The organism is Chitinophagales bacterium (genome assembly GCA_017303835.1).
In the GTDB taxonomy this organism is placed as follows: Bacteria; Bacteroidota; Bacteroidia; order Chitinophagales; family Chitinophagaceae; genus JAFLBI01.
In genome coordinates this window covers 2,640,858-2,654,888 of sequence record JAFLBI010000001.1, presented here as the reverse complement: position 1 = coordinate 2,654,888, position 14,031 = coordinate 2,640,858, and the positions used below count along the sequence as shown (strand labels likewise).

Below are 14,031 nucleotides of genomic sequence, written 5' to 3'. Positions count from 1 at the left end.
GTTTTTCAGCGTTTTAAGCTGGGCAAGCCGATGCCATCCGGCCAGGATGGACATTTTTTTGCGCCAATCTTCCAACCTTTTGCTGCTGCAACACTCTTAATACCGGAATCAGCTTTTGGAACAGGCAAACCACATACTGACGGCTGTAGTGAGAAAAGCCCGCCACGGCGATGGTGCTGCGCAGGCATGGCTCTATGAGCAGTTCAGTACAGCCATGTTTAACACCTGCATACGGATGACGGGCAACAGAAGCGATGCAGAGGATTTGTTACAGGAAGCTTTCATTCAGGCTTTCAAGAATCTGCACCAGCTGAAGGAAGAACCGCAGTTTGGCGGATGGTTGAAAAGGATTGTAGTGAATGCCTGCATACAACACAGTAAAAAAAGTTTTTACTGGAGTGAATGGGATGAGCAATGGCATGATGTAGCAGAGGACAATCAAGTGGCTTGGTGGAAAACGGTTGACCTGCAACTGGTACACAAAGCCATCAAAAATCTGCCTGATGGTTGCCGACAAGTATTCACCTTGTTTGTACTGGAAGATTTCAGCCACAAACAAATTGCAGAAAACCTCGGTATCAGCGAAAGCACTAGCAAAAGCCAATACCATCGCGCTAAACAACTGTTGAGAGAACGTATCACTCAGGAAATGCACACACATGGATGAGTTAAAAAAATACCTGCAAGACAATCGCGAAGCATTAGATGCGGATACACCCAGGCCTAAAGTATGGAAAGCCATACAGGCCGAAGTAAAACCAGCTGGCAAAGTGCTGACGATGACAACCCTAATCAAATGGGCAGCTGCTGCCTGTGTGGTAGCTCTTGCTGGTGTGGGCATCTGGAGCATGACTCATCATGATACAATTCCTGAACAAACAGCCATCAATTCACCAAAAGCTATTCCGCCAGCAGTAAAAAATGATACAACAGACAGCAAAGCTTCCGAGCAAAAGCCTGCTATCAATCATGTAACTACTGAGCCGCTATATGCTGCAAATAAAAAGCCTGCCTACAGAAATAAGGCAGTCAATAGTACACCAGCTGTAGATCCTATGCAGGTCTTGGATCAATTATCGGGCAGTTTTGTACAAGTCATCAACCTACAGCGCAGCCGCATCAGCACTACCCCATTGTTTGCTGAAAGTCCTGCGTATTTCGATGATTTCACCAAACAGCTGAGCCAGATGGACAAAGATGAGAAGCAAATCAGAACAGATATCCGCAAGCAGGGATTACAACCTGAAATGATTGAGCAACTCATTAATGTATATCAGCAAAAACTGGATGTACTGAAACAATTGCAATTAGAAATGAACAAACTCAATAACCGTTACAAACAAAATCGTGGTCCGATAGACACCACCAAAACCTATTTCATCAATATTTAAAATCAGCATGATCATGTATACATCAATCAAAACCCTTATTGCCTGCACAGGTTTACTATTCAGCACTGCTGCTACTGCACAACAATATCGCGCTACTGCGCCAAGAGCTGCCGGAGTTCCTCAAAATGCACGTGGTGCCGTAACGGTAAATGGTGAACAACTGTATAGGGAAGACATTAAGGACCTGAAGAGCAAGGAAGTGAGCCAGGAAGTAATTGCACCCAAGGGTGGAGAGATTTTTCTGGAGAATAACAATCGTCCCATTGTAGTGAAGACTTGGGCAGAACAAAAAGTAAAAGTTGTCACCACTGTTTTCTTTGAAGGCGAAGGCAAACTGAGCGATGAAGAATGGTTCGAAAAACTCAATCTCTCACTACGCACTTTGGGTAATTCCGTAAAAATAAAATCTGGTAACGTAAGCGGTGGCAGCTATACGGTATTGGGCAATACTTATGGCTGGAACTGGGGTGGAGAAGGTGTGGCCGTATTTAACGGACAAGGCCAAAATATCGGTACCAAGAGCAATACCCGTCGTATTGTAACAGTGTATATACCTGCCAACAGCAAAATGGATATTGAAACCCGCTATGCAGATATTGAATTGGGCGATATGGCAAGTCTTAATCTGGACATCACCAATGGTAATGTGGAAGGTGGCAATGTGAATGAACTGAAATTGCGTGCACGCTACGGCAATGCCAACTTTGGTAACAGCAAGTATGCTGAAGTAGAGTTTACCAATGGTAGACTTACTATGGCTGGCGCTGATGAATTAGATATTGACAGTAAGTACGCAACTATTGAAGTAGGAAGCAGCAAGAAAATTACCATGCGCAGCACCAACGATGAATATGAATTAGAAGAAGTTGGTAGTTTAAGTGGCAGAAAAAATTATGGCAACCTGCGTATTACGAAGCTGAACACTTCATTGGAAATGGATGGCACCAATGCTGATATCAAAGTGCGCAACGTGAGCGCTTCTGTTGACAATATTACCGTCGATAACAAATATGCTGATATCCGCATCCCTATGCGTAATGTTAAAAATTATGCCATAGACTTTACCGGACCATATAGCACGGTGTACGGCAATTTTGAGAAGAAGTATAAAGTGGATACAATGAAAGAGACTGAAAATACTACAATTGCTCAACTCAATCAACTTGCCGCAGAAAGTAGCAACCCAAGCAGCTTTACAGCTAAAGTAGGTGACGGTGGCGCCAAACTGGTACTGAAGTGCCAGAACTGTACGGTTGACCTGAAATAAGCATATTTCTCATGTGCATATATCTCACACAGTTGTTGTTTGTGCAATGACTGCACGGTCCCGCTCTTTAGCGGGACCTCTTTATTTCTGTAGCTTTGCACAGATTTCGTAAGTTAGTACTATGAGTGAGTTGTATACCATTGGCTGGATTTTCGTGACATTATTGTTCATTGCCTTTTTTGCGGGCTATGAAATTGCTTTTGTGAGCGGTAACAGACTGAACATTGAGTTGCGCAAAAAGCAAGGCAAACGCAGCGGCATCATCATTGCCGGATTTTTGGAACATCCTGCACGTTTTATCGGCACTTGCTTAATTGGCCTCAATTTCTTTCTAGTTATTTACGGCTTACTGGTAGATGAATTGCTCAAGAAAACTTTGTGGAATCCATTCCAAATTCAAAATGAATACCTGAAACTGTTTGTTGCTACTTTATTTTCAACATTGATTGTTTTGGTGCTGGGCGAGTTTATACCAAAAGCTATTTTCAGGGGAAAGAATGATACCCTGCTTCACTTCTTTGCACCATTGGCTAATTTGTTTCATACGCTGTTCCAGCCACTGGCAAGATTCTTTGTAAACATTTCACAATGGGTATTGAAATATCTCTTCAACGTACGATTGGATGATAAAAGTGAAGCTTTCAGCAAAGTAGATCTGGAGCATTTCTTTCAGCAAACCCGTAATCAAGACGAGGAAAACACAGAATTGAATACAGAGCTGTTTGAAAATGCGCTCAGCCTGCCGATGGTAAAAATTCGTCAGTGTCTGGTGCCCAGAACTGAAATTGAAGCAGTAGAGCTGGATACGCCACTGGAAACCATCCGACAGAAATTTATTCAAACCAAACTCAGCAAACTCATTGTATACAAAGACAGTATCGATGATTTACAGGGCTATATTCACCAATTGGATTTTTTCAAAAAACCTACTGATGTTAAGTCCATCATCAAACCCTTGATTGCCGTGCCCGAAAGCATGAGTGCAACAGATCTGATGAATAAATTTACCAAAGAGCGTAAGAGCATTGCCTGGGTAGTAGACGAGTTTGGCGGCACTGCAGGAATAGTGACCATGGAGGATGTATTGGAAGAAATTTTTGGGGAAATTCAGGATGAATATGATACAGAAGAGTTTGTAGACAAGCAATTGGCTGAAGACGAATACATCTTTAGCGGCCGACTGGAACTAGATTACCTGAATGAGAAATACCAGCTTGATTTCCCTGAGCATGAATCAGAGACCCTATCTGGCTATATCATTAATGAACATGGCAGCATACCAGAAGCCAAGGCCTCAATCATTATTGACCATTACAAGTTTGATGTGCTCAGCGTAAGCGACACACGCATAGAGATGGTGAAAATGAAGCTGTTAAGATAATTTGCAGCAAGCAGGCTTAAGCCATTAACTTTGGCACCGCAAAAGCAGCACTGGATGGCATTACCCTTTCGCAAAAAACAGGAAGAACCTAAAGCAGAGATGACCTTTGTGGATCATCTGGAAGAGCTGCGTTGGCACGTCATCCGCTCTGTTTTGGCTGTTTTTTTCATGGGTGGGGTAATTTTTGTTTACCGCGACTGGATTTTTGACAATATCATCTTTGGACCGGTTAACCCCGATTTCGTTAGCTACAAATTCTTCTGCGATTTAAGCCATTGGCTGCATTTAGGAGATGCACTCTGCATGCCACCGGTAAGTGTAAGCATGCAGACCACCACTTTTGGCGGCCAATTTGTTAGCAGCATCACCGTGGCTATTGTAGGCGGTTTCATCATTGCCTTCCCTTATGTGTTTTGGGAGTTCTGGCGTTTTGTAAAACCTGCTTTGAAGGATAATGAACTCAAGGGCACACGCTTTGTGATCTTCTGGGTTACCTTCTTTTTCTTGCTCGGTATTTCCTTTGGCTATTTCGTATTAGGCCCATTCACCTTCAACTTCTTGGCGAATTTCAATATTGGAACGCGTCATTTCTTGGAGACCAAGCCAACCTTGAACGATTTCCTAGATAACCTCATCAATATTCTGGTGGGCTGTGGTATAGCATTTGAATTACCTGTACTGGCATATGCTTTTACCAAGATCGGGTTAATCACCCCTATGTTCTTAAAGGAAAGTCGCAGATATGCGATTGTCATTATTCTGGTAGTTGCGGCCATTATCACACCAAGCCCCGACTGGATTAGTCAGCTCTTGGTGTTTATCCCATTATTCCTGTTGTACCAACTCAGCATTCTTGTATCGGCACGTGTGTACAAAGAGGAAGAGAAGAAAATGGAAGAGTGGAGTTAATCTCCGTTCATCCAAGAAATACACTTGCAGCAGGTGGATACAAGGGATAGCCCTACATTTACAACATGAATACGTTTGACTTAAGTAAACCCATCGCCATTGGTTGCGATCATGCGGGTGTTACCTACAAAGAAGCCGTTAAGCAATGGCTGAAAAAAAAAGGCCATGAGGTATTAGATTTTGGCACTCATGGTGATGCTTCTGTTGATTACCCAGATTTTGCCCACCCAACAGCTAGTGCGGTTGAAAATGGTGAAGCTGCTTTTGGCATTTTGTTTTGTGGCAGCGCCAATGGCGTGAACATCACTGCCAATAAACACCAGGGCATTCGCGCAGCATTGTGTTGGCAAAATGATATCGCCATTTTAGCAAGACAGCACAATGATGCCAATATCATTTCTATTCCTGCACGCTTTGTGGCTTTGCCGCTGGCGCAGCAGATGATTGAACATTTTATGCAAACCCCATTTGAAGGAGGCAGGCATAGTAACCGTGTTGGAAAAATAGCTTGTTCATAAAACCCCTGAGTATACACATGAAACAACAATTGCTTGCAGGCATGCTCCTGCTGAGTTCAGGTTTGTTCGCACAAGACGAAACAGCAGTAAAATATGCTGCTACTGTTACCGCAGCAGATTTGAAAACACATCTCACCATTGTAGCTGGCAAAGAGATGGAAGGCCGCGAGACCGCAACAGAAGGTCAGCGTAAAGCAGCAGCCTATATCGAAAATCATTTCAGAAGCCTCGGCTTAAAGCCTGGTAACGGCAGCAGCTATCAACAGATGTATCCTGTGTATCAGGATCAGCTGACAGAAAAAAAATTATCTGTAAATGGTCGCGTCTTTGAATGGGACAAAGACTATGTAATTAGCCTGCAAAGCGCAGCCAGTGGCAATTGGACAATCAATGAAACAGTATTTGTTGGTTATGGTCTAGTTGACTCATTGAATAACGATTACAAAGGCTTGGATGTTAAAGGTAAAATCGTTGTTGCGTTAGAAGGTGCTCCTGGTAGTGGTAATGCCACCAACCTGCGTATGAATAACCCTGCATCATTAGGGGGTAAGATTACTGCTGCACGTAATAATGGTGCTATTGGTTTATTGCTGGTGAGCAAGGACTTTCCTAAGCGAAATGCTAGTCCTGTTACAGGCAATATGTATTTCGCCCAGCAATCTGCTGCTGCGAATAGTTTTATTACAGCCAATATTTCTGAAGCAGTTGCTTCTGCATTATTGGGCAGAACAAGTATACAGAATTCAACTTCATTACTGGAATCAAAGAAAGCTACTTACAAAGCTGAACTGAAATTGGTTGCCAAGAAAGAAACCCTGAATCTGGAGAGTTCTAACGTATTAGGTGTTATTGAAGGAACAGACAAGAAAGATGAATACTTGTTCATCACAGCGCACTATGATCATTTGGGCAAACGCGACACAGTTATCTATTATGGTGCTGATGATGATGGTTCCGGTACCGTAAGTGTATTAGAGTTAGCAGAAGCTTTTATGCAGGCTAAGAAAAAAGGAAAAGGCCCACGCAGAACAATTGTGTTCATGACAGTTTCTGGTGAAGAAAAAGGTTTGAGGGGTTCTGCATACTACGGCAATAATCCAACTTACCCATTGGCTAAGACAACAGCCAACTTGAATATTGACATGGTGGGTAGAATTGATCCCTCATACAAAGGCGATAGTACTAACTATGTGTATGTGATTGGTGAAGACAAGCTGAGCAGTGACCTGATGAAGATTACTGATGCAGTAAATAACAAGTTTATCAAGATGGAGCTGGATAGAAGATATAATGATCCAAAAGATCCGAACCGTTTCTATTATCGCAGCGACCATTACAATTTCGCAGCAAAGGGTGTACCCATCATTTTCTACTTCAATGGCGTACACAGAGATTACCACAGACCAACCGATACGGTTGACAAGATCAATTTTGATGTGATGGAGAAGCGCGCCAGACTGATTTTCCATACAGCCTGGGAAATGGCTAACAGAGATGAAATGCTCAAGCGCGATATGCCTTTGAACATGCCTCCAAGATAATTGTGCTTACCAAACAAAAGGGCTGCAGTTGCAGCCCTTTTTTATTTCAAGTTGATGAATCGCTAAGCGAAGAGTAAAATCAATAATTGTGCTGCAATGATTCTCAGAATCATAGTCAGCGGATACACTGTTGCATATGTAATTGAAGGAATATCTGTTTTGGCAGTCTGCATCGCAAAAGCTAATGCCGGAGGATCTGTACTGGCGCCTGCTAACAAGCCACAGATCTCAAAATAGGTTTTACGAAAAGCATAATGTGCCACCAATCCAACAATCAACAAAGGCAAAATAGTGATGACTGCACCCATCAGCATCCATTGCCAACCTGTACCACCGGCAAATGCATCATGCAGCCCATGTCCGCTACTTAAGCCTACGCTCGCCAAGAATAAAGTAATGCCCAACTCACGAATCATCAGGTTAGCACTATTGGTGGTATAGTTGTTTAGGTAAAGTTTGCTACCAAATCGACTCAGCAATAAAGCCACAATCAACGGTCCGCCTGCTAAACCAATCTTTACTGCAACAGGCATATTGGCTACGTGGAAAGGAATACTACCAAGGACCACACCCAATACAATACCAATAAAGATGGGCGCGAGATCAGGCACTTCTAATCGCTTTAAAGAATTACCCATTGCTTGTGTTACCATGGCCACACCATCTGCTGTACCAACTACTTTAATATTATCGCCCAGCTGCAAAACAATATCTCCATGCGGCACCATTTCAATACCGGAGCGACTGAGTCTAGTTAAGGTAAAGTCCTGCTGATGCAGTTCAGGAATGTCCCCCAGTCTTCTGTGTGTTACTTCAGGTCTTGTTACAACAATGATGCGTGAGATTAATTCACTTTCCTTGGCTTCTTTCAGATTCACGTCCGCTTCGTCACCAATAATGAGTTTGAGCTGGCCGACAGCTTCTTTAGGTGCTACCACCAGTAACACATCACCTTCATGCATGATCACATCAGGTGTTGGTGTGATGATTTCACCGTCGTGCAACATGCGTGAAACAACAATGGGCTGTTTCATCATCTGTAATACACTGCGTATTGGCTGACCAATCATCTGTGGATTATCCAGTTTCAGGTGTACCGATACTGGGCGATTCGATTTGATGATACTCAGCTTACGATGCAACTCTCTTTCCTTTTCGAGATCAGTACCAAAAATTTTTCTCAGCAGAATCAATACAATGATGATACCAAAAACCCCGAAAGGATAAGCAACTGCATAAGCCAGTGTAAGCGTGGCACTGTTGTCTTTCGCCAAATGTAAATCGGTAATTGCAGCTTGAGCAGCACCTAAGCCCGGTGTATTGGTTACTGCACCACTCATTACACCCGTCATTGCTGCGATATCATTATGGCTGAAGTAAAAGAGTCCGATAGTGGTGAGCACACCAATCAACACAACAGATGCAGCAAGCCCATTTGCCACCAATGCATTTTTTTTCAATGATGCAAAAAAACCAGGGCCAACCTGCAAGCCAATAGAGTACACAAACAAGATCAATCCAAACTCTTTTAGAAAATGTTCTGCCTCCTTATTTACATTGATGCCCCAGTATGAAGCAGCAAGGCCCATAAAGAGCACCCAGGTTACACCCAAGGAAATACCTTTAAAGGAAATACGACCCAGCCAGATACCAATTGCTATTACCAAACCATAAACAGCAACTGTTTGTGGAATGCCAGGTACAAAGAACAAATCAATCAACCATTGCATACGGTAAGATTTGTTGAGGCACAAAATTACTCATATTCACCTCGGATGAATATGATGAATGTCATACCCTTATTCACCAGGATGATACGTACGTACAGCTTGTTTCAATACCAATGCCTTATCCAAAGTCATTGGCTTGGTCTTTTGTGCCAAGAACAAAGGCACCTGATCATCAAAATGCTTGCTGCCTTGTTTGGCAGAAGCACCATAGGTGTTCACAGTTTCTATAATTGGTAAACCTTGTTTTGGAAAACGCACATAAGCAACATAAGCATCACCTCCGGTTACTTTTCGTTTACCATCTTTATAAGGAACAGACCACTCAGGCGCCAATAAATCAGGTAAACCACTAGAAGGATATTCCTTATCGCCACGAACCAATTTCTGGATATCACCGAGTACTAAATCTGTTCGGCCAAAATACTGCTGCATATAATTCTTTACGTAACGATATATCTCTACACACTCGGCAGTCGTCATTTGCCTGGCATCTTGTCCGTCCATTTTCTTGGCAACATATTCATATACCAACAAGAAGATCGCTGCGCCCTTGCTGTCTGCATCACCTTTTCTATCCCAGCTTTGCAGGGTATTAATCTGCTCTGCAATATCAGGGTAAGCATCACCCTTTAACAAGAACAAAGTATCAACAGGATAGATATACTGCAATTTTTGGGGCAATTGTCTATCGAACTTAATCGTCTTAAACTGCTCGTAACCCACTGCTCCTTCTTTTGGAAACAATTGCATGAAGCGCACACTTCTGTTGTTCTGGTTATTCTCCCAACCATCTTCTCTTGGAAAGCTTCTATAATTCAGATTATCCTTTGGTGCAGTTGCAGCGAAAGGGGAATGATTGGTATTGAATAAAAAGCCACTAGCGGGATTTATGTACTGTGGCAATTGTTTGATGTTGCGAAATTCTGTCCACAAAGTTTTTGCTGTATTACCTGGCACCGTTCTTCTCCAGTTATACGCCGGATCGGGATTACGTACCGGCATCAAAGCATTATTTACATAGAAAATGGTATCGTGCTTATCTGCATACACCATATTGAACATGGATAAGCCCTGTAAGCTGATGGCATCGTAAAACTGTGTGAAATTCTTCGCCTTATTCATGCGATACCATTGCTCCAAAGCACGTATTTCCATATTTGCACCCAATCGAATAGCAAATGCGCCCTGTTCATTCTTCATGGTAGCGCCATACTTACTCCAGTAAACTGTTCTGTTCACTGCAATAGGAATACCCTTGATGCGCAGTTTGATTTTTTTCTTCTCCAAATCCACCCATTGTCCGTCAAACAAGTATTGGTTCTTATTCTCAGGATTCATTTGTAATTGAAAAATGTCTACTCTATCACAGAGGTTCACTGTATGCGCCCAACCCAGGTACTCATTAACACCATGCAGAATACAAGGGCCGCCAGCTAACAATCCACCGAGTGCATTCCAACCATCTTCGCTGGCCACATGTGCTTCGTAAAAAGCTTGCGGACCTTCATTCGGCTGATGCGCATTGATTGCAAGAAAAGCTTCTCCTGTTGCAGTACGAGATGGATGTACCGCAATACCATTGGAGCCTTTCTTTTCAAATTCAATCAACGGATATACTCTGTTGGCGAAAATGGTACGCAATGCACGATCACCTCCATTGAATACCGTTAAAGCCAATACAGATGAAGCAACATAATCTTTGGTAGTGATGGGAAAGAGTTGTTTTACCAAGACTTCTTCCGGATGCGCTTTGGCATAATCATTCAGGCCCTGTACATAACCTTCGATTAAGCGAATGAATTCCGGCGAAAGTGTATGCCATTTTTCTTCTGTGATTTCGCGGCAGCGAAATAAGGCAAATGCATAATCACCCGCAGCACCTTCCTTACCAAGTGCTCTACCCATCAGGGCTTTGGCGGGCAATGCCACCAACTGCAGACTTTTGAAATCATCTTCTGCATGTGCCCAAGCCAGTCCGTATGAAACTTCAGGATCTGTCTTGGCGAAAATATGCGGCACACCAAAGCTATCACGAGCGATGGTTACATTTTTAGGATTGATCTGAGCAGCAGCAGAATACGCTATCAACAGGAAGAGGACAAGCAGTCGCATATACTTTTTTTTATACTAAAACGATATTACAACGATTCTGTTCAGCAACAAAAAAGCCGCTGTTACCAGCGGCTTAATATCTGTATTTGATTGACTTACCAACCAAGTATGTAAGCGAAAATCAACGGTGCAACGATGGTTGCATCGCTCTCCACGATAAACTTAGGTGTATGGATGTCCAGCTTACCCCAAGTAATTTTCTCGTTAGGTACAGCACCGGAATAAGAACCATAAGAAGTTGTAGAATCACTAATCTGGCAGAAATAGCTCCAGAAAGGCACATCATGCCATTCCAGATCCTGATACATCATAGGCACTACGCAGATCGGGAAATCGCCGGCAATACCACCTCCAATCTGGAAGAAACCAACGCCCTTCCCGCCACTGTTCGCACGATACCACTCAGACAGGTAAACCATATACTCAATACCACTTTTCACGGTATCTGCTTTCAGCTCACCCTTGATGACGTAAGATGCGAAGATGTTACCGGTAGTGCTGTCTTCCCAGCCCGGTACCACGATAGGCAGGTTTTTCTCTGCAGCAGCTACAATCCAGCTGTCTTTTGGATCAATCTCGTAGTATTGTTGTAATTCACCACTCAATACTGTCTTGTACAAAAACTCATGCGGGAAATAACGCTCGCCATTGGCTTCTGCATCTTTCCACTGTTTTACCAGGTGCTTTTGCAAGCGTCGGAAAGCTTCTTCTTCAGGAATACACGTATCTGTTACACGGTTATAATGATTCTCTAACAGATCCCACTCTTCCTGCGGTGTTAAATCGCGGTAGTTAGGAATACGCTTATAATGACTGTGGGCCACCAGATTCATCACATCTTCCTCTAGATTGGCACCGGTACAGCTGATGATGGCTACTTTATCCTGACGGATCATTTCCGCGAGGCTCACACCCAATTCAGCAGTACTCATGGCACCGGCCAAACTCACCAGCATTTTGCCACCTTCCAGCAGGTGTGTTTCATATCCTTTGGCAGCATCTACCAAGGCCGCAGCGTTAAAATGGCGGTAATGATGCGTAATGAACTGTGATACAGGACCTTTTTGCATATCAGAAATTTTGAGCCGCAAAAGTAACTGTTTTCAAGCTTTTAGACAGTTAAATCAGCATGAAAGCGAAAAGGCACCGCAAAGCAGTGCCCCTTCTTCCTGATATGCTGAAACCCAATTACTTCTTGTAATTACTTACGGTACCAGTGCTGCTGATTTCCAGGATGCGCTTTACACCATCCTTTTGGATGCTTGCATAATAGGCAACACCCTTCTCCGTACTATTGAACTCAATAAGCTCTAACAATTCAGCACCCTCAACTGCTTTATTCAAAGCCTTACGGGGAACAGAGGGCATATCTGCACGATCAATCTGCTTGCTGGTACCAATCAGCTCTCCATCTTGCGTAAAGAAAGCTTCCTGTGTGAGACCATCTTCAGAGAATTTAGCCTTGATAAAATCTTTCTTCACTTCCCATTCTACCTGATCAACAGTTGAAAATTCAGCTTTGAATTTGTTGATGACTTTCAGGCTCACTTTGGTAATGTCTGCAACAGGAGTTGCAAAACTTGAAGCGGAGATGGCAATAGCAGCCAGTGCGGTTACAAATAACTTTTTCATACGGTTTTGTTTTTGTTTGATGATGTTTGTTTTTGAAAGACGATGCAAGACCAAAAACGTTCGTTAAGAAAATCACAATGCGTAATTGGTTTTGACAAGACAAACTTAGAACGGCCTTAAACGCAATTAGAAAGAGTTGGATGCAAACATGCGTATCACAGATTTGTCTTGATGAGTGGTGTTAATGGCTATGTTAAGCTGCGTTAATATTGGGCTGAAATGCAGTGCAGTAGCGACTGAGCAAGAAAATGCTAATAAAAAATTAAAAGCCGTTACCACAGGGTTAATTTACAGTAACGGAATGCAGACTACTGATAAAAGGTAGTTTGCACGGATAAGTGTATTTTCATGAAGTGAATTACCTGGCACATGCATACCTCTCTTTTCGCCAACCCGAGCTTCTGGTAGGTAATATGATTAGCGATTTTGTGAAGGGCAAGAAACAATACGATTATCCTATTGGCATTCAAAAAGGGATTCGATTACATCGTGCTATTGATACTTTCACTGATGCACATCCAAGCACTGCCATTATAAAACATGTATTCAAACCTGCAGTAGGTGCATATGCGCCCGCTTTTGCAGATGTGGTGTACGACTACTACCTCGCCAACGACCCCAAGCAACTATCGGAAGCTGATTGGAAAGGGTTTGCGGAAGAAGTATATCAGACATTAGAAGCCAACCGGCATTTCTTACCGGATAGGTTTGCGCAAATGCTGCCTTATATGCGGGAACAGAATTGGTTATATCATTATCGCCTACGATGGGGCATACAGCAAAGCTTCGGTGGTATTAGAAGAAGAGCTAAGTATTTGATTGAGGCAACTGACCCCTTTGAGGTTTTCCAACATGAAGATGCTAAACTGCAAACAGCCTATGATCAATTCTTCCCGGATATTTATACTTTCTGTAAGGATTGGCTGGTACAGAACAGCGACTGATTCCTGCTATATTTGCCAAAATTCTTGAAGATGCTGCATAAGTTGTTTCAACTAAGTGCTTTTTTGCTGTTCAGCATTACCCTGATGGCTCAGCAAAAACCAACTGATCTGGACAAATCTCCTCAGGACATGAGTTACTGGCCAGCAAATTACCCTATTCTGAAAATGAATGGAAAGGCTAAGGATGAACCCATTGCCCGAGTGATCTACAGCAGACCAGCCAAAAACGGTCGAACCATATTTGGCGGTATCATCAAATACAAGGAAATGTGGAGGCTAGGTGCAAATGAAGCCACCGAGATTGAATTTTTCCGTTCAGTAAAAATTGCCGGTAAGACTGTTACGCGTGGTCGCTATACAATTTATTGTATACCTGATGAAGACAAGTGGACCATCTGTATCAATAAGGATAATTTTTGCTGGGGCAACTTTGTCTATGATATCAAAAAAGATATTCTTAGAACAGAAATCAAGATTGAGAAAACCAGCGAGCTTGCCGAAGCTTTTACCATTTATTTTGAAGAAACTAAAACAGGTGCCAATATGGTGGTACTTTGGGATGATGTAAAAGCAAGCTTACCAATAGTATTATCAGCCAAATAACCG

General features: G+C 42.8%; 13 protein-coding genes. 9 read left to right on the top strand and 4 right to left on the bottom strand.

Annotated features, from left to right (window positions below; translation table 11 throughout):
* Positions 1-115 precede the first annotated feature (115 nt).
* The 7 genes from J0L83_12060 (at position 116) to J0L83_12030 (ending at position 7,007) form a co-directional block, all read left to right on the top strand.
* Entirely contained in the window at positions 116-667 is a 552-nt protein-coding gene (locus J0L83_12060; GenBank protein MBN8665306.1) for a sigma-70 family RNA polymerase sigma factor, read from the top strand.
* Positions 660-1,391, top strand: a complete 732-nt coding sequence (locus tag J0L83_12055; GenBank protein ID MBN8665305.1) for a hypothetical protein — start codon at positions 660-662, stop codon at positions 1,389-1,391. Before J0L83_12060 ends, J0L83_12055 begins: the two co-directional genes overlap by 8 nt.
* Before the next feature lie 13 nt (positions 1,392-1,404).
* Positions 1,405-2,658 carry a hypothetical protein gene (locus tag J0L83_12050; GenBank protein ID MBN8665304.1) on the top strand — a complete coding sequence of 418 codons (1,254 nt, stop codon included), beginning with the start codon at positions 1,405-1,407 and terminating at the stop codon, positions 2,656-2,658.
* A 121-nt stretch (positions 2,659-2,779) separates the two neighbouring features.
* Positions 2,780-4,039, top strand: coding sequence for an HlyC/CorC family transporter (locus J0L83_12045; protein MBN8665303.1), 1,260 nt, complete (start codon positions 2,780-2,782; stop codon positions 4,037-4,039).
* A gap of 54 nt (positions 4,040-4,093) precedes the next feature.
* Positions 4,094-4,948, top strand: coding sequence for a twin-arginine translocase subunit TatC (gene tatC / locus J0L83_12040; protein ID MBN8665302.1), 855 nt, complete (start codon positions 4,094-4,096; stop codon positions 4,946-4,948).
* 65 nt (positions 4,949-5,013) lie between these two features.
* Entirely contained in the window at positions 5,014-5,466 is a 453-nt protein-coding gene (gene rpiB, locus J0L83_12035) for a ribose 5-phosphate isomerase B (GenBank protein ID MBN8665301.1), read from the top strand.
* A 17-nt stretch (positions 5,467-5,483) separates the two neighbouring features.
* Complete coding sequence (locus J0L83_12030) at positions 5,484-7,007, top strand: M28 family peptidase (protein ID MBN8665300.1); 1,524 nt, start codon at positions 5,484-5,486, stop codon at positions 7,005-7,007.
* Positions 7,008-7,069: 62 nt separating this feature from the next.
* Here the strand turns inward: J0L83_12030 and J0L83_12025 are convergent, their stop codons facing one another.
* From J0L83_12025 to J0L83_12010, 4 genes are all read right to left on the bottom strand, one after another.
* Positions 7,070-8,737 (bottom strand): putative transporter, encoded by a 1,668-nt coding sequence (locus tag J0L83_12025; protein ID MBN8665299.1) that lies wholly within the window; start codon positions 8,735-8,737, stop codon positions 7,070-7,072.
* A gap of 69 nt (positions 8,738-8,806) precedes the next feature.
* Complete coding sequence (locus tag J0L83_12020) at positions 8,807-10,849, bottom strand: penicillin acylase family protein (GenBank protein MBN8665298.1); 2,043 nt, start codon at positions 10,847-10,849, stop codon at positions 8,807-8,809.
* 95 nt (positions 10,850-10,944) lie between these two features.
* Positions 10,945-11,919 (bottom strand): deoxyhypusine synthase family protein, encoded by a 975-nt coding sequence (locus J0L83_12015; protein MBN8665297.1) that lies wholly within the window; start codon positions 11,917-11,919, stop codon positions 10,945-10,947.
* A 118-nt stretch (positions 11,920-12,037) separates the two neighbouring features.
* Complete coding sequence (locus tag J0L83_12010) at positions 12,038-12,481, bottom strand: hypothetical protein (protein MBN8665296.1); 444 nt, start codon at positions 12,479-12,481, stop codon at positions 12,038-12,040.
* A gap of 353 nt (positions 12,482-12,834) precedes the next feature.
* On the opposite strand from J0L83_12010, the gene J0L83_12005 reads away from it, so the two are divergent.
* The gene (locus J0L83_12005; protein MBN8665295.1) at positions 12,835-13,425 is read left to right on the top strand and encodes a DUF479 domain-containing protein; all 591 of its coding nucleotides are present in this window, start codon (positions 12,835-12,837) and stop codon (positions 13,423-13,425) included.
* Positions 13,426-13,455: 30 nt separating this feature from the next.
* Positions 13,456-14,028 carry a DUF2911 domain-containing protein gene (locus tag J0L83_12000; protein ID MBN8665294.1) on the top strand — a complete coding sequence of 191 codons (573 nt, stop codon included), beginning with the start codon at positions 13,456-13,458 and terminating at the stop codon, positions 14,026-14,028.
* The last annotated feature ends 3 nt before the right edge of the window (positions 14,029-14,031 follow it).